A 22739-nucleotide genomic window follows, 5' to 3' on the forward strand; every position below is an offset into this window, starting at 1 on the left:
ACTATCTTGTTGTGATTAAAAAATAGGCTGATAATGATTTTCATTCTCTAAGAATGCTCTTAAATGAATCAGCTTGGTGAATGATTCACTACCCGCTTTTCGCTGGCGGTTTTAATGGCGCGCAGCATGCGGCGTCTTATCAACCCGCTCACCAGGCGAATAGCATACCAATACGGGGTAAACCGCCGCCGGCTGGCGTCGTCGGGGCAGAAGATGCGCGTTTCCGTCACCAGACGGCAGCGCCCACCCTCGAGGGGACTCACGACATACCCCAGCGCCAGTTTGGCGACGCCGGGCTGAGCGAAGGCCAGAAAGCCCGCTCCGTCAGCGACCTGCTCCAGACCGTACTCAGCCTGCCAAAAGCGGCCGATCAGGCCATAGACCAACGCGCTGTCATCCTGCTCAAGCAGGCAAAAATTATGCAGGCCAAACGGCGGCGGGCTGGGCTTATCGCGTGGCATCAGCCGCGCGGGCAATTCGCGCAGCGCTATCATGCTGCGGAAGAAACGATCGTGCTTGGGATCGTAGGCGGCCACGGCCGCCAGGATCCGCGCCTGCGGCGCGGCGATGGCGATCGCATGCCGTTCCGAGAACTGGTATTGCCCAAGGTATTTATTCAGCAGCGTCATGCCTTGCATTCTCCCGCCATTCGCTTTGCAGCAGGGCAAAGCCGAATTCGTCGCCCCATGCGCCTTTGAAAAACACGTTTTGCCGCCAATAGGCCTCGCGGCGAAAACCCAACTTGCCGAACAGCGTGGCGGCGCCAAGATTACGCGTGTCCACCACCGCAGTAATACGGTGCTTCGCCAACGGCCCGAACAGCAGAGCGATGACGGCGCTCAGCGCCTCGCGCGCCAGCCCTTGCCGCTGGTGGCTGGGCGCGAAGGTCACGCCCAGTTCAGCCTGGCGCCCCTCATCGAAGAAATGCACCGCGACATCGCCGAGCAACGCGCCGTCCTCACGGCGCTCGACCGCCAGCTGGAACCAGCTGTCGTCACGGTTGAACGCGAGCTGCCGTTGCCGTTCGAAAAAGGCCTGCGCATCGGTGGCGCTGTAGTCGCTCCAGCTTTGATAGCGCGCCACGTCAGGGTGACTGCGGTAGGCGGTAAAGTGGGGCAGATCGTCGGCCGTGAACGGGCGCAGGATCAGTCTGGGGGTCTGCAGAGGCAAAAGGCGCATTATTTTTCCTTATCAGCGCATTAGGACTACCGGCAGTGTAACCCAGCGCCGAGAAGCGGGCTGCGTAAAATGAGCGGTGGAGGACAAACGGGAAATGCCGGTTCAGACGAACCGGCAGGGGCATTATCGGCGGGCGGCGGCCTGACGCAGGCGCTCGACCGGGCCTTGTTGAAAATCGAATGAGGGGGCTTCTTGCCGTGCCAGCCCCTGGCGCACGATGGCCTTCACCGCTTGGCTGGCAGCAAGATCTTTTCCGGCGATCTGTTCGGCGATGCGCAGCGCTTCTTCCCGGGCCGTCCCCTCGCTGATACGGGAAATGGCGCCGTGTGACAGCGCCTCCTGTGCGCCGACGGTTCTGCCGGTCAGCAGCCAGTCGAGCGCGACATAGGGGGAGATACGCGTCGGCAAGCGCGCGCACCCACCTTGTGCGGCGACTAACCCGAGCCCGGTTTCGGGGAAGCTGAAGCGTGCGTTCTGGCCGGCGACGATCAGATCGCACGCCAGCGCCAGCTCAAATCCGCCTCCGTACGCGATGCCGTCAACGGCGGCGATGATCACCTTGGCAATCTGTGCATGGATCAGCCCGCCAAACCCCTCCGGCGTGACGATGGGCAGTTCACCCTGATGAAAGGCGTTGATATCCATGCCGGCGGAAAATACCGCCGGTTGGCCGGCCAGCACGATCGCTCGCACCGAGTCATCGTTATCCGCCCGCCGCAGGTAGGTGCGGATCAACTCGGCCATCTGCAGGTTGATGGCGTTCTTTTTTTCCGGCCGATTAAGGGTGATGACCGCAACCTGCGCGCCATGGCGCTCATAAAGCACCGGAAGAACTTCACTCATCGCTGGCTTCTCCCCGGAAAAACAACAGCGTCAGCAGCAGGGCGATGGCGCCGAGCGGCAGCGAAAACAGCGGCAGGTAATAGGCCGGCAGCGCGTAGAGCGTCAGGCCGCCCAGCATCCCGCCCGCCGCGATGCCGGCGTACAACACCGAGCTGTTGAGCGACACGGTCAGCGCGCCAAAGCGTTTCGATAGCGACAACAGGTGATGCTGGATCGGTACTAGGTACATCCAGCCGGTAATGCCCCAGACGAGGAAGATGGCCAGTACCCACCAGGGCGAGGTGACATAAAAGGCCAGCAAAAACAGAGACAGCGTCTGGATCGCCACGGAAAACAGCAGCACGAACTTGCTGCCGAGGGCATCGGTTAACGCGCCGGAGGCAAAATTGCCGATCACCGCGCCAATGCCGAACACCAGCAACGCGAGGGGCAGGATCGCCTCAGGGCCGAACTGGGTGTTTTTCAGCAACACGCTGACGTAGCTGTAGACGATGTGTTCCGAGCAAACGGCAAAAAAGGTGATCAGCAGCGTAGTCAGCACCGCCTTTTGCCGCAGCGGGGCGAGCCGCTCTTTCAGCGAATGCTTGCCCGATGGCGCAATGGCGCGCAGCGCCAACGACAGGCCCAGCAGCGCAATCGCCCCCAGCAGGGCGATGAACAGAAAGATTTCACGCCAGCCGATCAGTTTGGCGAGAAAGGTACCGAACGGAATGCCGAGCGCAATAGCCAACGTCATGCCGCCATAGACGATGGAAATAGCCAGGCCGCGGCGTTTTTCCGCCACCAGTCCCACCGCGGCGGCGGCGGCCTGCGGCGTGTAACAGGCCGCCCCCAATGCCGCCAGCACTCTGCCGAACGCGATCTGCAGATAGCTGGTGGCCCAGGCGCAGGCCAGGTTGCCGGCGATGAACAGCACCAGCGCCAACTGCAGGATATGCTTGCGGTTGACGTTGCCCAGCAGCCAGGCGGTGAGGGGGGCGAACAGCATATAGGCCAGCGCGAATACCGATATCAACTGCCCCGCTTGCGCGGGGCTGACGGCAAAGGTGTCGGAAATATCGCTGAGTACGCCGGCGACGATAAAAGCGTCGGTGCCGATGGCGAAGGTACCGGTCGCCATCAGGCAGAGCGTGATCAGATGGCCGTTATAATCCGCTAACTTCATCCTGCCCTCCGCAGATCGTTCGCTGCCCAGACCCGGCCTAGTGCCGCCAGGAAGGTCTCCACGTCGGCATGGGAATGTGCCGAGGTCGGCGTTACCCGTAGTCGCTCGCTGCCTGCAGGCACCGTCGGGGCATTGACCGGTTGCACGTAAATATCATGCTCATCGAGCAGCACTTTACTGATGTGTTTGTTGCGGTGCGGATCGCCGACCAGCAGCGGCAGGATATGGCTGTCTGCCGACACCAGCGGGATGCCGGCGGCGCGCAGGCCGGTTTTCAGGTGATCGACGATCGCCAGCAGGTGCTTGCGCTGGGTGTCATGCTCGAGGTTGTATTTAAAACTGGCCAACGCGGCGGCTACCACCGGCGCCGGTGACGAGGTGCTGAAGACGAATGCCGGCGCCCAACTGCGCACCGCTTCCACCACCGAGCGGGGCGCGGCGATATAGCCACCCGCCGCACCGTAAGACTTGCCGAATCCGCCTTGGATAATAGTGATTTTATCCAACAGGCCCAGCTGTTCGGCATAGCCCAATCCCCGTTCGCCATACACGCCGGCCGAATGAATTTCGTCGAGATAGGTCAGCGCCTGATACTGTTCCGCCAGCGCCACGATCTGCGCCAGGGGAGCAAAGTCACCGTCCATGGAATACAGCGACTCGAAGGCAATCAGCTTTGGCCGCGCCGGATCGGCGGCCTGCAGCAGCTCGGCGAGGTGTGCTACATCATTGTGGCGGAAGATTTTTTTCTCCGCTTTACTGTAGCGAATCCCGTAAATCATCGAGGCGTGATTCAGTTCGTCGGAGAACACGATCAGATCGGGAATGGCGTCGCACAGGGTGGATAAGGTGGCGTCGTTGGCGCCGAAACCGGTGGTGAACAGCAGCGCCGACTCTTTGCCGTAGGCGCTGGCCAGCAGCGTTTCCAGCTCGCTGTGGTAGACCGAGGTGCCGGAAATGCTGCGGGCGCCGCAGGTGCCCAGCCCGACCCGGTTAACCGCGTCGGTGGTGGCCAGCAGCACTTTGGGGTGGTGGCTCATTGCCAGATAGTCGTTCGAGCACCAGACGTTGAGACGGCGCTCGCCGTGGTGCCCGTGGCTGGTGGCCCAGGGTTTGTCCTGCACGCCGCGTTCAAGGTTGAGAAACTCGCGAAAACGCCCCTGTTTTTTGGTTTCCGCCAGCTTTTCTTCAAGAATGTTCAGTACGCTCATCGTATGTTCCTTGTGTTAAACGGCTTTAAGGTTTAATGACAGGCCCTGACCGACGCCGACGCACATTGTCACCAATGCGTTGCTTGCCTGTCGGTCGCGTAATTCCAGCGCCGCCGACAGCACCAGGCGCGCACCGGACATCCCCAGCGGATGACCGAGTGCGATGGCGCCGCCGTTCGGGTTGACCCGCGCGTCGTTGGCGTCGATGCGCCAGTGTTTCAGCGCCGCCAGAACCTGTGAGGCGAACGCTTCGTTAATCTCGATGATGTCGAAGTCGTTCAAGGTGAACCCGCCGCGCTGCAGTAAGCGCTCGGTGGAGGCGATCGGCCCCAGCCCCATCAGCGCCGGTTCAACGCCGGCGGCCGCGCTGTCGCCGATCTCCGCCAGCGGTTGCCAGCCCTGGCGTTTCACGTAGCGACCGGAAGCCAATAGCAGCGCGGCGGCACCGTCGTTGATGCCGGAAGCGTTGCCCGCCGTGACCGAACCGCCGGCGGAGAACGCCGGTTTCAGCGCCTGCAGCTGTTGCAACGTGCTGAGCCGGGGGAATTCGTCCTGTGCGAATATGCGGGTGTTTTTACGATCCGCCGGCACGTCCACGGGCGTGATTTCCCGCGCCAGCCGGCCGCTGTCGATCGCCCGGCGGGCCTTTTGCTGCGAGCCCAGCGCGAACAGGTCCTGTTCCTCGCGTGAGATATGTTGCCGTTGGGCCACGTTTTCTGCCGTGATGCCCAGCGGGTCGCTGCCGTAGCGCTCCGCCAGCCGCGGATTGACGAAGCGCCATCCCAACGTGGTGTCATACAGCTTCACGCCTTTGTCGAACGGCGTTTCGCCCTTGCTCAGCACATAGGGTGCGCGGCTCATGCTTTCCACACCGCCGGCCAAAACCAGTTCGCTAAGACCGCTGCGGATTTTCGCCGCGGCGTAGATCACCGCATCCAACCCGGATGCGCAAAGGCGGTTGAGGGTGATGGCCGGCACCGACGGGTCCAACCCGGAAAGCAGCGTTGCCATGCGAGCGACGTTGCGGTTGTCTTCGCCGGACTGATTGGCGCAGCCCAGAACCACTTCGTCCAGATTCGCTTCCGCCGCCGGATGGCGCTGCAGCAGGCCGCGAATGATCGTCGCTGCCATGTCGTCGGGGCGGGTATGCGCCAGGCTGCCGCCATAGGCGCCGATCGCCGTGCGCGTGCCGTCGATCAGATAAACGCCGTCATCGTTAATGTTCATCATGGCTCCTCAAGGCGTGGTCGTCAGCGCCGGTTGCGCGGCGTGCAGAAGGGTGTAATGCGGCGCATAGCGCGCTGCGTGCAGCAGCTGCGCCAGATTGCTCAGCGTCGTCCTGACGTTTTTCTCCCCCAGTTTGCCGAGCCAGTCGAAAATGCCGCCGGCGTAGTTAACGCCCGCGACGGCGGCGACATCAATGTCTTCCCGGCTGCAAACGCCGCTTTCCACCATGATCACCGACTCATTGATCAGGCTGCTGAGGACGCGAGCGACGATCAGCGCCGGGGAGTCTTTGATAAATTCAACCTGCGGGATCGCAGTGTGCAGCAGGCGTAAAAACAGCGCTTTATTGGCCGCAGAGGCGTGGCGGCTGTGCGCCGCTACCAGATACGCCGTGTCGGCGTAGTTCAGGGCGATGTCGACCACAAAAGCGTCAGCCGTCGTCTGCTCGGCTAACTGGCTCGCCGTGCGGCCATCGGTGATGCTGACGGTGAATGCGTCATTGATCTGGACGGCCGGCCCCAGGCTCGGTAAGGCCGGCCGTTGTTCCACGCGCAGCTGTGGCCACTGACGTGCGGCTCGCTGTTGCAACAGGGTAAAAAAAGGGTGTTCGCCGTAAACGCGCAGCGTCTCGACGTCTGCATCGATGGCGGCCGTCACTGGCGGGGCGGTTTCTTCGGCGGCAAAATAGGAGCGGCCGTTCTTTTTCCCCAACAGACCGGCATCGACCAGCGAACGCTGCAGATGGCCGGGGGTATAGCGCGGGTCGTATTGCATGTCCTGCCAGATTTGCCGACTGACCTGATAGTTGATGTCCTGGCCGATAAAATCGGTCAGCTCGAGCGGCCCCATGCGGAAGTGTCCGCCGGCCTTGAGGGCGCGGTCGATCTGCGGCGCGCGCGCCACGTGCTCTTCCAACAGGCGGAACCCTTCCAGGTAGTAGGGGCGGGCCATGCGGTTGACGATAAACCCCGGCGTGGCCTGACAGACGACATCGCGTTTCCCCAACGCGGCCACCAGTTGACGGCAACGTTCCGTGGTGGCGTGTGCGGTAAAGTAGGCCGGGATGATTTCAATCAGTTTCATCAGCGGCGCAGGGTTGAAAAAGTGCAAACCGATAAACCGCTCGCTGTGCGTCACCGCGGTTGCCAGCTTGTTAAGCGACAGTGAGGAGGTATTGGTGGCGATCAGCGTATCGGGCTTGACCACCGCGGCGATGGCCGCCAACACCTCAAGTTTGGTTTGTTCATGCTCGGCGATGGTTTCTATCACCAACTCGCTGTCGGCGATAGCCACAAGCGCCGTCGAGAACACCAGATTGGCCAGCACTGAGCTTTTATCCTGCAGCGCGATCTTGCCCTGTTCGACTTTCTTGTTCAGGTCTTGCGCGATATATTCGCGAGCCTGATTGAGGGTATTGCCGTTGCGATTATAAAGCACCGTACGAATGCCTTTTTGCGCGAAAAGATAAGCGATGCCTCTGCCCATCGTTCCCGCGCCGATAATCGCAGCCGATTGAATTGCCGCATTACTTTCTGCCATAGAAAATCCCCGTCACTGTATGCCATGCGAAATTCGCAAATGCTTATTATCTCTTTGGATTTACGGCGGCACCGGGTGCCTGTTTGGAAAGTAATTGGCGGTGTCCTGGCTGTCTAACGGTAGAAATGACAGGTTTACGTCCTGAAGGGATTATGCTATTCGCGTAGTTTTCCTGTTCGGCGCAATAAAAAGGCTTATTTTAAGGGGAATAGCTGTTTTCGTTATAGCGTTGGTATTTTTTATTATATGAAACGGCTACTGGCGCCGGGCGGCGATATTCTATAGTGAGTCTGACCTATCGATAATCGGCATCGCTATCTGGAGAACCTGCGTTATGGATACCCGCACTCAACGGCTCATGGCGGAGGTGATTGGCAGCCTGGCCGATCGCGAATGCTTTCTGACGCAACTGGGGCCCTGCGCCGAGGCGTTGGGGTTTGATTATTTCTCCTACATCGTGTTTTCCTGTTATCCGGCCAGCCGCCCCAAGATGCTGATCGAAGGTAATTTTTCAGCAGAGTATCTCGAAGATTATCGGCGGCAGCGGGTGTATTTGCAGGATCCGGTCATTGAGCGCGCTCACCATTCCACGCTGCAGTTCCAGTGGGACGAACGTTTTTATCACGATCGGCCGACGCTTTGGCGACGTATGGCGCAGTTTGGCCTGTGCGCCGGTTGGTCGCAGTCGGTCAAGGATTGCTATGGCAGGCTGGGGATCCTGACGTTTGCCGGCACAGCGCTACCGGAGCAAACGCCACAAGCGCGTGCGGCAAATGAAACCTTTTTCCTTTGGCTGGCGCAAACCGCCCATAAAACGCTGCGTGAAGCCTTGATATCGGTGAACGACGACGCGATAAAAGACGTGCTGACGCTGCGCGAAAAAGACATTTTACGCTGGTGCAGCGAAGGGAAAACGGCGGAAGAGATCGCGCTGTTGATGGGGGTGAGCGAGCGCACGATCAATTTCCACATAGGCAACTCGATTAAAAAACTTTCTGTCGCCAATAAGACCGCCGCCACCGCCAAAGCGGTTTATTTACAGCTGATTTAATCTCGAGAAATAAATAATTAATCGCCTATCCGTTATCGGTGTGATGTTTATATTTTGTTAAATTAAAAGCTATCCTTATCAGTATTTACCCCCCGATCACAAAAGCGTGATAAAGCGATTCACCGCGCCCGTACGCGGCAGTATTCTGTTGGCACCCGGTTTACATAGAAAGGATGTGATATGTACAAGACTATTTTAGTGCCGATCGATATTGAAGAGGATCTGTTGACCGAGCATGCGCTGAAGCATGTGGAATATTTGGCGAAGATGTCCGGCGCTAAAGTGCATTTCTTCCATGCGCTACCGGATGCCTCGGCTTTTGTTACTGCCTATTCGTTCGGTCTCAAGGAATTTGAGAATCAGGCGGAGGTGAAGGCGGTGGACAAACTGAAGAAAATCATGTCGGAAATCGATCTGCCGTTGGATCGCCTTAATTACACCGTCAGCTTCGGTTCTGCGCGCGATCAGGTGTTGGAACTGGCGGAAGAGATCGACGCCGACCTGATCATTATCGGTTCACGGCGCCCGAGCGTGAAAACCTATCTGCTGGGATCTAACGCCGCCGCCATCGTTCGCCATGCCAATATTTCGGTGATGGTGGTCAGATAATCCCTCTTAAGCCCACCGTTTTCGGGCGCGCTCTGCGGTTGCCGGTCTGCGGCAGAGCGTGCCTTGCGTTTTATTGCCATCTCAGTGTGAGCTGCTACGATTTTAGCTGACGTTTTTATGCCACCCGGGTCACCGGCCTTGCGCATATTCTTCATCTCAGCCAGAAGAGGGGCAGCTATGCCATTAGAAGTCGATGGGATCATTAGAGGCGATCGGGGCAGTGAACCGAGCCGTTGGCAACATGCGTCAACCAAACCGCTTATCACGCTGACCTGGCATCACACCATTCCTTGGAACTGTTTGCGTAATGTCTGGAATGGTCTGGTGGCGGGGCAGCATTGGAACGCGCTGGACGAGTTTATGAACCTGATCGGTGTGCCAAACCGTGCCGAGGTGATCACACAGATCAAGAATAAAAACCTGCAGGATCGCGATGGATTACACACTCTGGTGACCTGGCAAGGATGGAACATCGTCGAGGGGCCTGGTAATGAGTATCGTGCGCAGGGGGACGATCCCGGTGAAAACTTCGACGGTTGGTCGGGTAAGGGGATGAGCACTAATCAGCAAGCGACGCTGCAGCAGGTCAACGTGTTGTATCAGGTGATGGCGCCGCTGGGAAGCCGTGCGCTGGACGCCGCCAGACAGGCGCCGAACATTTCTGCGGAAGAAGCGAGCGTCTTGCAACGGACGATTAAACAGACCCGTCCAACGTTGCGAGGAAAGGAACCGATCCGGTGGCAAGAAGACATGTGGCATCAGGTGCAGCCGGGTAAAGAGGCGAAACACTTCGCCCGTTGGGACACCAAACCGGTGTGGCGCAAGCGCCTGCACAGCGATCTGGCTCAGGCTGGATAAGCCTTTCCCCGCGCCGGGTTGCCGGCGCGGGGCATCAATCCGGCGCTAATCGCACAGCGCCATTATTTCGTCGTACAATGTCCTGGGAATTTCCACGCCGTATTGCTCGCTCTGCCGCCGTTGTCGATAACGCCGCTCGCCGGGGATGCGTGCGCCTTGCGCCTGCATATCGGCAAACATCGCTTCTGCTCCGGCGAAATATTTCGCCTTATCCGCACCGAGAAAACGCTTGGGATCCAACGCGATGATCAACTCACCGCCGTAAGGCGACGAACCGGTGCCGTTGTCATAGGCCAGCGATTCCTTGCTGGTCATATCGCCGATCAGCGGCCCTGCCAGCAATTCAACCATCGCCGCCAGCGCCGAGCCCTTATGCCCACCGAAGGTCAGCATCGCGCCCTCCAACACGCTGGCGGCATCGGTGGACGGATTGCCTGCCTTATCAATGCCCCAGCCTTCAGGCAGCGGGGTGCCAGCGCGGCGGTGCAGTTCGATTTCGCCGCGCGCCGCCGCGCTGGTGGCCATATCGAATAAAAACGGCGGCCGATCCGGGCGTGGCCAGCCGAAGGCGATGGGGTTGGTGCCAAACAGCGGACGCGAACCGCCGGCCGGCGTCACCCACGCGTGGCTGGGTGTGCAGGCTAAGGCCACCAACCCCTGTTCGGTCAGCGGTTCTATGTCGGCCCACAGCGCGGAGAAATGCACGCAGCGGTTGATCGCCAGCGCGGCGATGCCATTGGCGCGCACCTTACCGATAAAGGCCGGCAGAGCGGTGCGGTAGGCCAGCAGGGAAAACGCGCCGCCGGCGTCGGCACGCAAGATGGCCGGCGCCTGGTCGAACAACTTGGGTACCGCATCGGCAGAGACCTTGCCTACCCGCAGCGATCGCACGCAGCCCAACAGCCGGTATAAGCCGTGAGAAGCGCAGCCGTCGCGTTCGCCCTGGGTGACATTTTGCGCCACCGCTTCGGCATGTGCCTGATTGAAACCGTTGCTGCGCAGCGTACGCAGCGCCAGTTGATAAGCCTGTTCCAACGACAGAACGTGCATGGATGTCATCTCGATGTCCCCCTGGGTTCATTCTTCTTCATCGCCGATAAAATTGGCCTGGGGTAAACAGGTATAGGCGCCCCAGTAGTAAATCGCCAGCGCAATCACCGCCATGGTGAAGGTGTCCCACGGATGGGCAATAGCGCCGATGCCGCCGAAGCTGCTGAGGTAGGAAAGCCCGATCACCAGCGCATAGAAGACGATCAGCCACAACGAGGACCAAATTTGCTGCCGAAGGCTAACGGCGTGGGTCGGCACCTGATTTTTGAACAGGATATAGATGAAGAACATCAGGATCTGCAAGCCGAGCAGCCAGGAGACGGTGTCCCAGCCGGACCAGAAGACGATCAACGCCGAAATGATAAACGACAGCGGGCCGAGCACGCAGAAAGCGCGCACCCGGAACGGACGCGGCATATCGGGCGCATTGCGCCGCAGCCCGGCGGCGGTGACCGGGGCGATGGCGTAGCTCAACACCAGTGCGGCGGACACCACGCCGATCAGCTTTTCCCAAGACGGGAATGGTAGCGTCCAGAATACCGAGAGAGCGAAGGTCAACCACAGCGCCGGACGCGGGATGCCGGACTCGCCATCCACCCGAGTGAACAGTTTGAAGAAGGTGCCGGCGCGCGCCCAACCGTAGATCACGCGAGGCGTGGCGTTCATATAGATGTTGCCGGTGCCGCTCGGCGAAACGATCGCGTCGCTGACTACCAGAAACGCCAGCCATCCCATGCCCAGCGTGATGGCGATGTCGCGGAACGGCAGGGAAAACTGTTGGCTGATGCCGGCCCAGCCGCCGCTCAGCATCTCGCTGGGGATACTGCCGAGAAACGCTATCTGTAGCAGCACATAGATGATGGTGGACAGCACCACCGACAGGATCAGCGCGATGGGAATGGTGCGCTGCGGCCTTTGCACCTCGCTGGCGACCGAAATGATCGGCGTCAGGCCGAGGTAGGCGAAAATGATGCCGCCAGCGGAAATGGCGGCCTCAACGCCGGCGGAACCGAAGGGGGCAAAGCCCTGGCTGTGCAGGTTTTCCGGTTTGAAAAAGCTGAACAACACTACGATCACCAACAGCGGCACCAGAAACTTCAGCACGCTGATCAGGTTATTGGATTTAGCGAAGGTTTTGACGCTGTAGTAATTGAGCGCGAAGAAAAAGCACAGCAGCGCCAGCTGCACCATCCAGCCAATCGCTGTTGGATCGCCGGACCCCGGCTGACTGAGGAACGGGAACCAGGCGGCAGCGTACTGCCGGGCGGCGACGACTTCGATGGCGATCAGGCTGGAGAAGGCGATCAGCGTGATAAACCCCAGCAGATAACCCATCAGTTCACCGTGCGAGAATACCGGATAGCGAATGATGCCGCCGGCGCGCGGCAGAGCGGCGCCCAACTCGCAGTAGACGATGCCGAGCAGCAGCACCGCCAGGCCACCGATCAGCCAGGAATAGATGCCGGCCGGGCCGGCGATGGAGGAGACGTGGCTGGCGGCGAACAGCCAACCGGAGCCGAAGATGGCGCCCAGACCGATGAACGTCAGATCGGTGAGCGTAAGCTGCTTCTTGAATTTGCCTTGGGTTGTCATGGTATTACCCTTTTGTTATTGAGTGGCAGGCAGATGCGGCCGGGCTAATGTTGGGCAGGTGAAACCAGGGGATCTCGGGTGTAAGCGCCGTTAACCAGTCGCAGCAGGTTGAGCGGGTTGGCGTCTTGCAGCGCCGGCGGCAACAGCGCCGCAGGGGTGTTTTGCAAACAAACTGGCCGCAGGAAACGCTCGATCGCCAGCGTGCCTACCGAGGTGCCGCGTGCGTCGCTGGTGGCCGGGTAAGGGCCGCCGTGTACCATGGCGTCGCACACTTCCACCCCGGTCGGGTACCCGTTGAATAGTACCCGACCGGCTTTGCGCGCCAACAGTGCCGTTAGCCCGGCGGCCATATCGAGATCGTCGTCGTCCGCCAGCAGCGTGGCGGTCAACTGGCCTTGCAATGCCGTTAGCGCCGCATGCAGCTGCGCTTCGTTATCCATCGCCACCAGGATGCTGGCCGGGCCGAAGACCTCCTGTTGCAGCAGCGGGTCGGCCTGCAGCAACAGCGCCCCCTCCGCCTGATAAAGCTGCGCCGCCGCCCGAAGAGCAGGCGTCTCGCTTCGGCCTGCCAGCCGCCGCATACCCGGATGGGCATCGAGGGCCGCCAGCCCGTGACGGTAGTGCTCCAGGGTGCCGGCATTCAGCATCGGCTGCGGCTCGGCGGCGTTGACCAGGGCGCTCATCGTTTCGGTTAACCGATCGAAGGCGGCGCCGCGCAGCGCGACGATCACGCCGGGCTTGGTGCAGAACTGACCGCAGCCGAGCGTGAAGGAAGAGACCAGTTCCTGCGCGATGTGCTGCCCGCGCCGCGCCAGCGCCTTGGGCAGGATCATTACCGGGTTGATGCTCGACATTTCGGCGAAGACCGGAATAGGTTGGGGACGTTGCATCGCCAGATCGAACAGCGCCCGGCCGCCTTGCAGCGAGCCGGTGAATCCCACCGCTTGAATCGCCGGATGTTGTACTAAATCGGCCCCCACGCGGTTGCCGAAGAGCATGTTGAAGACGCCAGAGGGCATCCCCGTGCGTTCCCGTGCGCGCTCGATCGCCTGAGCGGTTAGCTCGGCGGTGATCATATGGCCGATGTGTGCTTTGAACACGACCGGGCAGCCGGCGGCGAGCGCGGCGGCGGTATCGCCACCCGCGGTGGAAAACGCCAGCGGGAAGTTGCTGGCGCCGAATACCGCCACCGGGCCGAGCGCCGTGCGGTATTGACGCAGATCGGGGCGCGGCAGGGGGGAACGCTGTGGCAGCGCGCAGTCGATGCGTACGCCCTCGACATCGCCGCGCCGCAGCAGCGTGGCGAACAGCCGCATCTGACCGCTGGTTCTGGCGCGTTCGCCGCTCAAGCGCGCTGGCGGCAGGGCCGTTTCCTGTGTGGCGAGGGCGAAGAAGGTTTCGTCCAAGGCATCTAGCTCCTCGGCGATGGTGTCCAAAAAGTTCGCGCGTTGCTCGGCGCTGAGTTGCGAATAGGGCACAAAGGCCGTGGCAGCGGCTTCGGCGGCGGCGGCGGTTTCAGCCGCCGTGGCTTGGTGGAAGCGGTAGCCGGTCGGCTGACCGTCGTCGGCGCGCAGGCTGAGCAGCGCAGCTTCCCCTGCGGCGCGGCGCTGGCCGCCGATAAATTGTTGGCCGCTGATGGCGACGTGGCGTTCGTTGGGCATGGATTCCCCCGGTAAATAAAGAGCGACGCCCGGCCTGGCCGGGCGGTGAAGGCGTTACAGGCCGACGTCCGGCAGCGCCGGACGAGTGGCCAGCGCTTTATCGATCACGGCATTGATCTCGGTGAGCGTTTCCCCCTGCAGCGCCAGGCGCGGTGGGCGAGTGACGGCGCTGCCGCGGCCAACCCGCTGTTCGCAGAGCTTGATGCATTGCACCAGATCGGGACGGGCATCGAGGTGCAGCAGCGGCATGAACCAGCTGTACAGCGCCAATGCTTCCTCATAGCGCTTTTCCTTAGCCAGACGGAACAGGGTTTCCCCTTCGCGCGGGAAAGCATTGGACATGCCGGAGATCCAGCCTTGCGCGCCGACGGCGATGCTTTCCAGCACCACATCGTCCAACCCGGCGAACAGCACGAAGCGATCGCCGACTTCGTTGCGTAGGTCGATAAAGCGGCGCGTATCGCCCGAGGAGTCTTTGAAACACACGATGTTCTCGCAGTCGACCAGCGAAGTCAGGATGTCGGGTGTGACGTCATTTTTGTAAATGGGGGGGTTGTTGTAGACCATGATCGGCAGATCGGTCGCGCCGGCGACGCTGCGGAAGTGCGCGGCGGTTTCGTGCGGCTTGGCGGAATAAACCAGCGCCGGCATCACCATAATGCCATCGACACCGGCCTTTTGCGCTTCACGCGCCATGTTCTGCGCGAAGGCGGTGGTGAACTCGGCGATGCCGGCGATCACCGGCACTTTGCCGTCGGCGGCGTCTCTCGCCACTTCGATCACCGCCAGCTTTTCCTGCATCGTCATCGAGGTGTTTTCACCGACGGTGCCACACACCACCAGACCGGAGACGCCGTCGCGCACCAGGTTTTTGATCACCGTATGGGTGGCGTCGAGGTCCAGAGAGAAATCGTTGCGGAACTGGGTCGTCACCGCCGGGAATACGCCGCTCCAGCTTATGGCTTTATGGCTCATAGTGTTTGTCCTGTCGTCCGAAAGTGTTAATGAAAAGTGAATCTTTAGTAAGGCTCACCGACAGATTGACCGGTATTGCGCAGGGAGGCTTGACGCTTTTCGCCGATTGCCGCGACGAAATTGGCACAATGGCGGCGGAAAGCGGGCATGAAAAAAACCAGGCGCCGGTGCGCCGTGAAGAGAGGGAGGTAACCAGGTAAATCAGCGCGTTAAGCGGAAAGCGTCAGGCGGAAATCGCGCGGCGTGGAGCCGGTCATCGCTTTGAACTGACGGCTGAAGGCGCTGTGATCGGTATAGCCGCACTGTAGCGCGATGTCGGTGATTGGCAGATCGCCGGCCAGCAGTTCCGTGGCCTTTTCCAGCCGCACTTTATGGATCATCTGGCGCGGGGTGAGGTGGAAGATACGTTTGCAGTAGCGTTCGATCTGCGCCACCGACAACCCGGTCAGCGCCGTCAGCTCTTCAAGCGCGATCGGTCGCGCGTAGTGGCGGCGGATATGCACGTCGATCGCCGCCAGCCGTTGGTAGGCCGGGTGATTGGCCCTGGCCTCCTGCAGGTCGTGAGAAATACCCGCCATACCGATGATTCTTCCCTGCGCGTCATACAGCGCCAGCTTTTGCGTCAGGCACCAGCCGGTTTCTCGGCCATTGTACAGGTGCATCTCCAGTTGATCCTGGATCAGCACGCCGTGGCGCAATACCCGCAGATCCTGCTCGGTGTAGCCGGATCCGAGCTGAGCGGGAAAAACGTCGGCGGAGGTCTTGCCCAGCAGCGGCGTGACGGTTTTGAAACCGCAGCGCTTGGCCAGCGTGAGGTTGGCCAGCAGGTAGCGAGCCTGGGCGTCTTTGATAAAGAACACCACGTTCGGGATCGCGTTCAGCAACGGCGCGATCAGCGCCAGTGTATTCAGCAGATCGCGCAGGTTGTTCGGGCGCTGTTGCGCTAGTCCGTCGCACAGACGCGACAGATGTTCGACGGCAAAAACGTCCTCCTGCTCCGGCAACCCAACAAGCGAAGGCGGCGAGAGAGAAACCGGAGGCTGATAGTCTGAAGTGGATCGCATAACAGTCCCTTTTCGGTCGTTAGCCAGAAAAACAGGCGGGCCAGGTTGGCACTTTCGCATCAATATTAACTTTTCTGTAACGAAGCAAGCGCTATTTCCGGCCGGCTGCTAAATATGCGGATTGCCGCATACTTTTGCCGGGCGGTGTTTGGCAGTTGCTTGAAAACTGCGGTGTTTCTCGCTACACAAAGGTTTAGCATGGAAATAACAATATGATAAATAAGTCATTATTATGGCATTCGTTAAGCGTATACCCGCGCCGCGTCAGACCTGACTTTTATCACTGTGCTGATTTCTTCATTCGCCGCGCCGAAACGCATCAAGCCGCCATGCCCACATTCGTTCAGGCTAATGCCATTGGTAACATCTCATTAACTCAGGAGACGCCGATGGCACTTTCTGCGCATATCACCGCTTTGCGGGCGATCGATTCTCATACCGGCGGAGAGCCGACACGTCTGATCGTGGAAGGGTTTCCCGATCTCGGCGAGGGCAGCATGGCGGAACGGCGGGCGCGTTTCGCGCAACATTATGACGATTGGCGCTGCGCGGTGATGCTCGAACCGCGCGGCAATGACGTGCTGGTGGGGGCGCTGCTGTGTCGCCCCTGCTCGCCGCAGGCCACCGCTGGGGTGATCTTCTTTAACAACAACGGCTATCTGGGTATGTGCGGGCACGGCACTATCGGGCTGATCGCTTCGCTGGCGCACCTGGGGCGGATCCACGCCGGGAGCCATCTCATCGAGACCCCGGTCGGCACGGTAAACGCCACGCTGCATGACGACGGCAGCGTCACGGTGGAGAACGTGGCGGCTTATCGTTACCGTCGCCAGGTGCGGCTTGAGGTTGGGGGATACGGGCCGGTGACGGGGGATATCGCCTGGGGCGGTAACTGGTTCTTCCTGATCGGCGAGTCGCCGTTACCTATCGATAGACAAAATCTGGAGGCATTGACCGCGTTCACCTGGGCGGTGCGGCAGACATTGGAACAGGCGGGCATCTGCGGTGAAGACGGCGGAGTGATAGACCATATCGAACTGTTCGGTGACGATCCGCAGGCCGACAGCCGAAGCTTCGTGTTGTGCCCCGGCAAAGCCTATGATCGTTCTCCGTGCGGTACCGGTACCAGCGCCAAACTGGCGTGTCTGGCGGCGGACGGCAAACTGCCACCGGAAACGCAGTGGCGGCAGGTCAGCGTGATCGGTAGCGAATTCCAGGCCTATTACCGCTGGAATGGCGAACGTATTACTCCTTTTATTCGCGGGCAGGCCTATGTGTGTGCCGATAGCCAACTGCTGCTCGACGAACGCGATCCCTTTGTCTGGGGAATACGCTGATGGGCACCGGACAGAAAGCCGATGTCATCGTGATCGGCGCCGGCATCATCGGCGCTGCCTGTGCCTGGCGGTTGGCGCGGGAAGGGTATCGTGTCTCGGTAGTGGACGATCGTCGCGCCGGTGCGACCGCCGCCGGCATGGGGCATCTGGTATGCATGGACGATAATCCGGCTGAGCTGGCGTTGAGCGCTTATTCGCTGCGGTTATGGCGTGAAGTGACGGGGCGGATGCCGCAAGCGTGTGCCTGGCGCGGCTGCGGAACGCTATGGCTGGCGGATAAAACGGATGAAATGGGCATTGCCGAACAAAAGCGGGCGCGGCTGGCGGAGCAGGGTGTGACTGCGGAACTGCTGACGGCGGAGCAGATCGCCGCCGTGGAGCCGATGCTGCGGCACGGCCTGGCCGGTGGGCTGCGGGTGCCGGCCGACGGCATTGTGTATGCGCCGCTCGTGGCTCGCTGGCTGTTGGACGACGGTAGTGCGGCGATCGAGGTGGTACATGGTGAAGCGACAGCACTGGAGGAAGGGGCAGTGAGGCTGGCGGATGGCAGGCGCCTGGCTGCGCCACTGGTAGTCCTGGCCTGTGGCCTTAGGGCCAATAGCCTATTGCCGCAGGCTTTGCTGCACGCCAAGAAGGGCCATCTGGCGATCACCGATCGCTACCCGCCGCGGGTGCGGCATCAACTGGTGGAGTTGGGATATGGCGCCAGCGCGCATGCCAGCGACGGTACGTCGGTGGCATTCAATGTGCAGGCACGGCCCACCGGACAATGGCTGATCGGCTCTTCCCGCCAGTTCGATGCCGTCGATTCGGCGTTGGACATGCCAGTGTTGGCGGCGATGCTCAAGCGTGCGCAGCATTTCTTGCCCGCACTGGCGCAGATGAACATCATTCGCTGCTGGGCCGGGCTGCGCGCTGCCTCTGCAGACGGGCTGCCGTTGTTGGGCGCACATCCGCGGCATTCCTGGCTGTGGTTGGCGCTGGGGCACGAGGGGTTGGGTGTCACAACCGCCCTTGGTAGTGCCGCGCTGATTACTGCGCAGATCGGCCGGCAAACGCCGGAGATTGATGATTCCCCCTATTTGGCGGCGCGCGCGTTTGCCGTCGAGGAGCTGCCTGTATGAATGAAAGACAAAATACGCTCTCGTTGAGTATCGATGGAGAGCACCGGCGGGTGCCGGTTGGCCTCAGCGTTGCTGCGGCACTCAGCCTGTGCGGTGACGATCGTTGCCGGTTGTCGATTTCACACCAACCACGGGCCCCCTTTTGCGGCATGGGCATTTGTCAGGAGTGCCGGGTGACCATTAACGGTCTGCGTCGCCTGGCGTGCCAGACGCTGTGCCAAGCCGGCATGCGCATCGAGAGGAGCGATGATGAGTAACTTCGACTGTGAGGTGCTGATCGTCGGCGCTGGGCCGGCCGGCATGGCGGCGGCGCTGGCCGCTGCGGAAAGTGGTGGTCAGGTACGAATGATTGATGATAATCCACATCCAGGCGGACAAATCTGGCGCGATGGACCGCAGGTGGCATTGCCTGAAATGGCGAACCGCTATCGGCAGGCGGTGGTGACGAAGGAAAATATTGCGCTGCAGTCCGGCTGCAAGCTGGTGGCGCAGTGTGGCGCTAACCGATTGGCATATGAAGATGCCGAAGGCTGCGGCGTGATTCGCTATCAAAAGTTGATTTTATGCAATGGCGCTCGTGAACTCCTGTTGCCGTTTCCCGGCTGGACGCTACCGGGGGTGACCGGCGCCGGTGGTCTACAGGCGCAAATCAAGCAAGGGCTGACAATCCGCGGTGAGCGAGTAGTGATAGCAGGCAGTGGTCCACTGCTGTTGGCGGTGGCGAACAGCGTAAAACAGGCCGGCGGCGAGGTGGTGCTGGTGGCTGAGCAGGCACCGCTTTGGCGGTTGGCGGCGTTTGCGGGCGGCTTGTGGCGCTGGCCAGCCAAGCTGCATCAGGCGTTTTCTCTGATGCCGCATCGTTATCGTGCCGGTAGCCGGGTGCTGGCGGCGTTGGGGCAAGACCGTTTAACCTCGGTGCACGTCAATAACGGTGGGCGGCAAAGAACGATCGCCTGCGACAGGTTAGCCTGCGGTTTTGGATTGGTGGCGAACATTGAGTTGGCCATGCTGCTGGGGTGTCGGATAGAACACGGTGCCGTAGCGGTGGATCATTGTCAGCAAACCAGCCAGGCGCAAATTTATGCCGCCGGGGAATGTACCGGCATCGGCGGCAGTGAATTGGCGCTCACCGAAGGCGCCATTGCCGGTTATGCCGCCACCGGTCAGAAGGAAAAAGCCGATTTTATGATGGCGCAGCGGCAGCGGTGGCGGCGTTTCGCCACGGCGACAGCGGCCGCTTTTACGCTCGATGAACGCATGAATTCTCTGGCCAAACCGCAGACGCTGCTGTGCCGCTGCGAAGACGTCGCGCTGGAACAGGTCCGCCATCAGCCGGATTGGAACACGGCTAAGCTAAGTAGCCGCTGTGGCATGGGGGCATGCCAGGGTAAAGTCTGCGCGGCGGCGGCGAGGCAGCTTTTGGGCTGGCCTTTGCCACCGCCGCGTGTGCCTTTAACGCCGGTCAGGGCGGAAACACTGGTTGCGCTGGGGCTGAACCGAAGTGATGACGACGGCTGAATGGATTAGCGGCATGTCACCCTAGGCAAACGCCGCCACATTACCATTGCGGCCAATAGTAGGTTTTCTCTCGCCAACCTTTGCTGTACATACAGGCTTCGATGGTGGCGTTTCGGGCGGACTGATTGCGGTCGGTCTGCACCGTCTTAATCGACGGCTCTTTGTCATAGCGGTATCCCGATGGGCAATCTTTCTTATTTTTCTCGCAAGGGATGTATTTGTTTTCGTAGCTGAACTCCACGTCCCGCACCACGTCCGGCGGAAAACGATCGTAGCCGCGGCTGCGGCATTCGGCATATTCGGCATCCCGGGTACTCTCGACCGCGCCGGGCCTTTCCCATTGGGTGCAGGCGGTCATCATCAAAAGCGGCAAAACAATCAAACAACGGTAATTCTTCATGGTGTCCCTAACTCTTTCTCTGTCCTGAGGCTCTCCGACTAGGAATGTTCCTAACTGGCGAGGTAGGAAAGTGTAATAAACTGGCGGAATAATTGGAAATGATAATGGTTATTGTTTAGGTGTGATTGAGGAAGTGCCGCGTTGAGAGAGGATGTGGCACATTGGGGAAGTCTGTAGGGATCTGCGACCACACGACGAAGGTGGGTCGATGTGGTGCTGGTTTTATTCATTCTTTTTATGCCGTAATGATCCGAGCGCAATTGCATCGTTTTGATGAGTGAAATAATACGCATGCTAAGTATATTCTTATCTTGCCTGACTATTATTTTTATTTAGGATATTTACCCATGCCAAGGATTTAATACTCGGTATTAATACTCTATTTTTTTATTTCTGTTTTTTTATTGGGGTTTTATTTCCGGGTTTTTTCTGGGGAAGGTTTTTAGTTACAGGGAATTCATTTGCATTTTAAATTTGGATTTTTTAAATTAATTTTAGAGGAAGGGTAATCGTACGCGACAGCGTCAAAAAAGGAGTTTATTTTGTCTGGGATAAAGAAAACGCCTGAAAGTCATGACGGTTTACCTTCACCATCAGAGGATTATGATACTTTCAAGCACCTCTCCGATGTGGGGGCCGTGTTGGGATATGGGCGAACTCGCTTTTATCAGTGGTGCCGCGGACGCGGATTTCTAACCCCAATGAACGTTCCATCACATGAAATGATCAGCCTGGGATATATGGTGGCGGTGTTATCAGAGACCGGTCATACCCGAGTTTACGTCACGCAGGATGGTTTCAGTTACGTCAGTGGTGCTTTTGCGGCAGATATCCAACGTGGCATGGTCAAGTTTTAAATCTGCAAGAATCGCCTTTATTTCAATAGCTTTAATGCAGAATCTTCTTATTCCTGCCGGTTTGTGGGTGAGTGGGAAGTTATCCGATTTTTTCGTCTCTGCAGTATGAATGCTACTGGAGACAGCTATTCTCTTGTTACGATAAGCATTATTTTCTTCAGGAGCCAAGGATGAAGCATTACGCCGCGTTGTTATTTGCCTCTGCACTGTTGACGGGATGTGCGACTCAAGTCGTACCGCCGCAACAGGCTGAATTGCCGCCCCCAAGCCGTCTGATGCTCTATCAGAATATCCCGGATACGCCTTACGCTACGGTAGTGGTGGTGCGCGACAGCGGAATGCTAGCGGGGAGCTGTCGCACCGGCGTCTATGTGAATGGGGAGTTCGCCGCTTCGCTGGGGTCGAAAGAGAAAGCAGAATTTCGCGTGCCGCCAGGCAATATTACGGTCAGTATCGGGCAAGATATGATCGAGAATAATCTGTGTATTTGGCGTGAGACCGGCGGCAGTGTACCGATGACGCTGCGCGCCGGTGAAAGCCGCTATCTGCGTATCGCGGGCGATCGGCAGAGAGGCTTCGTTTTGCAGGCAGGGCGGCCGTAACATTTCCGGCAAGGGCGTTAACGCCCTTGCCACCATCCCCACAGCGTAATGAGTAGCCACGCCGCTGCAATCCAGCACAGTACCGCCGCGCCCAGCGCTAACGACAGCCGCAGACTGTTAATCAGGAAATACAGCGAAATCAAATACACCAGGTAGGGCAACACCGCCCACATGCCGAAAATCAGCGTCGTTTTTAGCGCCGCTATTGAACGTTCGCTGCCGACAACATAATGCGCAATCAAAGCAAAAGTGGGGAAGAGCGGGACTAAACCGGCGATATAATAGTTGCGCGTTTTGGCCAACAGGCCAATCAGAACCACGACCAGCGCGCCGATCAGCGCTTTGACAAGGATGCCCATAACGGTCTCGGGTGTGGGGGAAAGTCAACACACTGCCCGAAAGTCTGTGCAAGATCAATGGCGTGTTGCGTAGCGCGGGGAAAAACAGACCCGCATGAAACGCGGGTCTGAGAGGCAACGTTTACTGGCGGTAAGCGTGCTTGATTTGCTGAATGCTGTTCTTGAAGATTTCCGCCTGAGTCGGATCTTCAATCTGGGCAATGAAACGTTCCATGTTGATGATGACTTTCCCGGCGTCGGCCTGGCCGATCGACTTCAGGATCAGCGTCAGCGTAGCTTTGAGGCAGGCAACCTCGGTCGCCAAGATTTCCGGGTTTGCAGACGTAGTGAAATCAACGTTGCTCATTTTCTCTCCTGATTTTTTGAGGCCGTAGCCTGATACAAGCTGCTTTGGCGCACCGCGCGTGGGCTAAACAGTTGTCGCGCGCGGTGGCGAATTTAACTGGGCGCGGAGTATAGCATAGCATGCGTCCATCATCTGCACCGGGCTTGCTCCGGTCACGCGGGTGGGCAACGTTCG

General features: G+C 59.5%; 25 protein-coding genes. 10 read left to right on the forward strand and 15 right to left on the reverse strand.

All coding sequences use genetic code 11. From position 1 onward, the window contains the following. Positions 1-68: 68 nt before the first annotated feature. From QMZ29_RS24000 to QMZ29_RS24030, 7 genes are all read right to left on the reverse strand, one after another. Positions 69-629: a hypothetical protein gene (locus tag QMZ29_RS24000; protein ID WP_147823346.1), complete on the reverse strand. Its 561-nt coding sequence runs from the start codon at positions 627-629 to the stop codon at positions 69-71. Beyond that, positions 613-1179, reverse strand: coding sequence for a GNAT family N-acetyltransferase (locus tag QMZ29_RS24005; RefSeq protein WP_043141821.1), 567 nt, complete (start codon positions 1177-1179; stop codon positions 613-615). Before QMZ29_RS24005 ends, QMZ29_RS24000 begins: the two co-directional genes overlap by 17 nt. A gap of 123 nt (positions 1180-1302) precedes the next feature. Then, positions 1303-2022 (reverse strand): enoyl-CoA hydratase-related protein, encoded by a 720-nt coding sequence (locus QMZ29_RS24010; protein WP_043141817.1) that lies wholly within the window; start codon positions 2020-2022, stop codon positions 1303-1305. Next, a complete protein-coding gene (locus QMZ29_RS24015) occupies positions 2015-3187 on the reverse strand; it encodes an MFS transporter (RefSeq protein WP_043141814.1) in 1173 nt (390 codons plus the stop codon). The genes QMZ29_RS24010 and QMZ29_RS24015 overlap by 8 nt, the downstream gene beginning before the upstream one ends. Continuing rightward, positions 3184-4395: a 5-aminolevulinate synthase gene (hemA, locus tag QMZ29_RS24020; protein WP_015377390.1), complete on the reverse strand. Its 1212-nt coding sequence runs from the start codon at positions 4393-4395 to the stop codon at positions 3184-3186. The genes QMZ29_RS24015 and hemA overlap by 4 nt, the downstream gene beginning before the upstream one ends. A gap of 15 nt (positions 4396-4410) precedes the next feature. Beyond that, positions 4411-5622, reverse strand: a complete 1212-nt coding sequence (locus QMZ29_RS24025) for an acetyl-CoA C-acyltransferase (protein ID WP_197764774.1) — start codon at positions 5620-5622, stop codon at positions 4411-4413. A gap of 9 nt (positions 5623-5631) precedes the next feature. Further along, a complete protein-coding gene (locus tag QMZ29_RS24030; RefSeq protein ID WP_173889918.1) occupies positions 5632-7161 on the reverse strand; it encodes a 3-hydroxyacyl-CoA dehydrogenase NAD-binding domain-containing protein in 1530 nt (509 codons plus the stop codon). A gap of 334 nt (positions 7162-7495) precedes the next feature. Here QMZ29_RS24030 and QMZ29_RS24035 point away from each other — a divergent pair, with 334 nt between their 5' ends. The 3 genes from QMZ29_RS24035 to QMZ29_RS24045 all read left to right on the forward strand — a co-directional run bounded on the left by QMZ29_RS24035 (position 7496) and on the right by QMZ29_RS24045 (position 9679). Continuing rightward, complete coding sequence (locus tag QMZ29_RS24035) at positions 7496-8212, forward strand: LuxR family transcriptional regulator (protein WP_025302346.1); 717 nt, start codon at positions 7496-7498, stop codon at positions 8210-8212. A gap of 180 nt (positions 8213-8392) precedes the next feature. After that, complete coding sequence (locus QMZ29_RS24040) at positions 8393-8821, forward strand: universal stress protein (RefSeq protein WP_025302347.1); 429 nt, start codon at positions 8393-8395, stop codon at positions 8819-8821. Positions 8822-8998: 177 nt separating this feature from the next. After that, complete coding sequence (locus tag QMZ29_RS24045) at positions 8999-9679, forward strand: hypothetical protein (protein ID WP_025302348.1); 681 nt, start codon at positions 8999-9001, stop codon at positions 9677-9679. Between the two features lie 45 nt (positions 9680-9724). Here the strand turns inward: QMZ29_RS24045 and QMZ29_RS24050 are convergent, their stop codons facing one another. The 4 genes from QMZ29_RS24050 to QMZ29_RS24065 are packed head-to-tail and all read right to left on the reverse strand — an operon-like array spanning position 9725 to position 14958. Continuing rightward, positions 9725-10738, reverse strand: coding sequence for an Ldh family oxidoreductase (locus QMZ29_RS24050; protein WP_089180756.1), 1014 nt, complete (start codon positions 10736-10738; stop codon positions 9725-9727). Positions 10739-10756: 18 nt separating this feature from the next. After that, positions 10757-12322 (reverse strand): APC family permease, encoded by a 1566-nt coding sequence (locus tag QMZ29_RS24055; protein WP_261423669.1) that lies wholly within the window; start codon positions 12320-12322, stop codon positions 10757-10759. A 44-nt stretch (positions 12323-12366) separates the two neighbouring features. Beyond that, complete coding sequence (locus QMZ29_RS24060; protein WP_147823351.1) at positions 12367-13983, reverse strand: aldehyde dehydrogenase (NADP(+)); 1617 nt, start codon at positions 13981-13983, stop codon at positions 12367-12369. Between the two features lie 54 nt (positions 13984-14037). Further along, positions 14038-14958, reverse strand: a complete 921-nt coding sequence (locus tag QMZ29_RS24065; RefSeq protein ID WP_261423668.1) for a dihydrodipicolinate synthase family protein — start codon at positions 14956-14958, stop codon at positions 14038-14040. A gap of 29 nt (positions 14959-14987) precedes the next feature. Between QMZ29_RS24065 and QMZ29_RS24070 the strand changes: the two genes are divergently transcribed. Next, positions 14988-15158, forward strand: coding sequence for a hypothetical protein (locus QMZ29_RS24070; RefSeq protein WP_153266251.1), 171 nt, complete (start codon positions 14988-14990; stop codon positions 15156-15158). 9 nt (positions 15159-15167) lie between these two features. On the opposite strand, the gene QMZ29_RS24075 is transcribed toward QMZ29_RS24070, so the two are convergent. Next, entirely contained in the window at positions 15168-16022 is an 855-nt protein-coding gene (locus QMZ29_RS24075; protein WP_025302353.1) for an AraC family transcriptional regulator, read from the reverse strand. A 389-nt stretch (positions 16023-16411) separates the two neighbouring features. Here QMZ29_RS24075 and QMZ29_RS24080 point away from each other — a divergent pair, with 389 nt between their 5' ends. Genes QMZ29_RS24080 through QMZ29_RS24095 form a run of 4 tightly spaced genes read left to right on the forward strand, consistent with a single transcriptional unit; the run spans position 16412 to position 20001 of the window. Then, positions 16412-17359: a 4-hydroxyproline epimerase gene (locus QMZ29_RS24080; protein ID WP_147823352.1), complete on the forward strand. Its 948-nt coding sequence runs from the start codon at positions 16412-16414 to the stop codon at positions 17357-17359. Next, positions 17359-18483: an NAD(P)/FAD-dependent oxidoreductase gene (locus tag QMZ29_RS24085; RefSeq protein ID WP_167325000.1), complete on the forward strand. Its 1125-nt coding sequence runs from the start codon at positions 17359-17361 to the stop codon at positions 18481-18483. The genes QMZ29_RS24080 and QMZ29_RS24085 overlap by 1 nt, the downstream gene beginning before the upstream one ends. After that, positions 18480-18740, forward strand: a complete 261-nt coding sequence (locus tag QMZ29_RS24090) for a (2Fe-2S)-binding protein (protein WP_025302356.1) — start codon at positions 18480-18482, stop codon at positions 18738-18740. Before QMZ29_RS24085 ends, QMZ29_RS24090 begins: the two co-directional genes overlap by 4 nt. After that, positions 18733-20001 carry an NAD(P)/FAD-dependent oxidoreductase gene (locus QMZ29_RS24095; protein ID WP_025302357.1) on the forward strand — a complete coding sequence of 423 codons (1269 nt, stop codon included), beginning with the start codon at positions 18733-18735 and terminating at the stop codon, positions 19999-20001. The genes QMZ29_RS24090 and QMZ29_RS24095 overlap by 8 nt, the downstream gene beginning before the upstream one ends. Before the next feature lie 40 nt (positions 20002-20041). Here the strand turns inward: QMZ29_RS24095 and QMZ29_RS24100 are convergent, their stop codons facing one another. Then, positions 20042-20401, reverse strand: a complete 360-nt coding sequence (locus QMZ29_RS24100; RefSeq protein ID WP_025302358.1) for a hypothetical protein — start codon at positions 20399-20401, stop codon at positions 20042-20044. Positions 20402-20943: 542 nt separating this feature from the next. On the opposite strand from QMZ29_RS24100, the gene QMZ29_RS24105 reads away from it, so the two are divergent. After that, entirely contained in the window at positions 20944-21258 is a 315-nt protein-coding gene (locus QMZ29_RS24105) for a hypothetical protein (RefSeq protein WP_127146676.1), read from the forward strand. A 170-nt stretch (positions 21259-21428) separates the two neighbouring features. After that, complete coding sequence (locus tag QMZ29_RS24110) at positions 21429-21860, forward strand: hypothetical protein (RefSeq protein ID WP_025302359.1); 432 nt, start codon at positions 21429-21431, stop codon at positions 21858-21860. Positions 21861-21877: 17 nt separating this feature from the next. Here the strand turns inward: QMZ29_RS24110 and QMZ29_RS24115 are convergent, their stop codons facing one another. Further along, the gene (locus QMZ29_RS24115) at positions 21878-22219 is read right to left on the reverse strand and encodes a GlpM family protein (protein WP_025302360.1); all 342 of its coding nucleotides are present in this window, start codon (positions 22217-22219) and stop codon (positions 21878-21880) included. 121 nt (positions 22220-22340) lie between these two features. Beyond that, positions 22341-22565 carry a DUF2594 family protein gene (locus QMZ29_RS24120; RefSeq protein ID WP_004927950.1) on the reverse strand — a complete coding sequence of 75 codons (225 nt, stop codon included), beginning with the start codon at positions 22563-22565 and terminating at the stop codon, positions 22341-22343. Between the last annotated feature and the right edge of the window lie 174 nt (positions 22566-22739).

It is taken from the genome of Serratia sp. PF-27, assembly GCF_030053255.1.
Lineage (GTDB): Bacteria > Pseudomonadota > Gammaproteobacteria > Enterobacterales > Enterobacteriaceae > Serratia > Serratia bockelmannii.

Bases quoted from the DNA above. Each gene is read 5' to 3' on its own strand.
- QMZ29_RS24040 (WP_025302347.1), top strand. From the start codon at position 8,393: ATGTACAAGACTATTTTAGTGCCGATCGATATTGAAGAGGATCTGTTG.
- QMZ29_RS24085 (WP_167325000.1), top strand. From the start codon at position 17,359: ATGGGCACCGGACAGAAAGCCGATGTCATCGTGATCGGCGCCGGCATC.
- hemA (WP_015377390.1), bottom strand. From the start codon at position 4,395: ATGAGCGTACTGAACATTCTTGAAGAAAAGCTGGCGGAAACCAAAAAA.
- QMZ29_RS24070 (WP_153266251.1), top strand. From the start codon at position 14,988: ATGAAAAGTGAATCTTTAGTAAGGCTCACCGACAGATTGACCGGTATT.
- QMZ29_RS24115 (WP_025302360.1), bottom strand. From the start codon at position 22,219: ATGGGCATCCTTGTCAAAGCGCTGATCGGCGCGCTGGTCGTGGTTCTG.
- QMZ29_RS24050 (WP_089180756.1), bottom strand. From the start codon at position 10,738: ATGACATCCATGCACGTTCTGTCGTTGGAACAGGCTTATCAACTGGCG.
- QMZ29_RS24120 (WP_004927950.1), bottom strand. From the start codon at position 22,565: ATGAGCAACGTTGATTTCACTACGTCTGCAAACCCGGAAATCTTGGCG.
- QMZ29_RS24025 (WP_197764774.1), bottom strand. From the start codon at position 5,622: ATGAACATTAACGATGACGGCGTTTATCTGATCGACGGCACGCGCACG.
- QMZ29_RS24075 (WP_025302353.1), bottom strand. From the start codon at position 16,022: ATGCGATCCACTTCAGACTATCAGCCTCCGGTTTCTCTCTCGCCGCCT.
- QMZ29_RS24005 (WP_043141821.1), bottom strand. From the start codon at position 1,179: ATGCGCCTTTTGCCTCTGCAGACCCCCAGACTGATCCTGCGCCCGTTC.
- QMZ29_RS24015 (WP_043141814.1), bottom strand. From the start codon at position 3,187: ATGAAGTTAGCGGATTATAACGGCCATCTGATCACGCTCTGCCTGATG.
- QMZ29_RS24000 (WP_147823346.1), bottom strand. From the start codon at position 629: ATGACGCTGCTGAATAAATACCTTGGGCAATACCAGTTCTCGGAACGG.
- QMZ29_RS24045 (WP_025302348.1), top strand. From the start codon at position 8,999: ATGCCATTAGAAGTCGATGGGATCATTAGAGGCGATCGGGGCAGTGAA.
- QMZ29_RS24060 (WP_147823351.1), bottom strand. From the start codon at position 13,983: ATGCCCAACGAACGCCACGTCGCCATCAGCGGCCAACAATTTATCGGC.
- QMZ29_RS24010 (WP_043141817.1), bottom strand. From the start codon at position 2,022: ATGAGTGAAGTTCTTCCGGTGCTTTATGAGCGCCATGGCGCGCAGGTT.
- QMZ29_RS24090 (WP_025302356.1), top strand. From the start codon at position 18,480: ATGAATGAAAGACAAAATACGCTCTCGTTGAGTATCGATGGAGAGCAC.
- QMZ29_RS24110 (WP_025302359.1), top strand. From the start codon at position 21,429: ATGAAGCATTACGCCGCGTTGTTATTTGCCTCTGCACTGTTGACGGGA.
- QMZ29_RS24035 (WP_025302346.1), top strand. From the start codon at position 7,496: ATGGATACCCGCACTCAACGGCTCATGGCGGAGGTGATTGGCAGCCTG.
- QMZ29_RS24100 (WP_025302358.1), bottom strand. From the start codon at position 20,401: ATGAAGAATTACCGTTGTTTGATTGTTTTGCCGCTTTTGATGATGACC.
- QMZ29_RS24095 (WP_025302357.1), top strand. From the start codon at position 18,733: ATGAGTAACTTCGACTGTGAGGTGCTGATCGTCGGCGCTGGGCCGGCC.
- QMZ29_RS24030 (WP_173889918.1), bottom strand. From the start codon at position 7,161: ATGGCAGAAAGTAATGCGGCAATTCAATCGGCTGCGATTATCGGCGCG.
- QMZ29_RS24055 (WP_261423669.1), bottom strand. From the start codon at position 12,322: ATGACAACCCAAGGCAAATTCAAGAAGCAGCTTACGCTCACCGATCTG.
- QMZ29_RS24065 (WP_261423668.1), bottom strand. From the start codon at position 14,958: ATGAGCCATAAAGCCATAAGCTGGAGCGGCGTATTCCCGGCGGTGACG.
- QMZ29_RS24080 (WP_147823352.1), top strand. From the start codon at position 16,412: ATGGCACTTTCTGCGCATATCACCGCTTTGCGGGCGATCGATTCTCAT.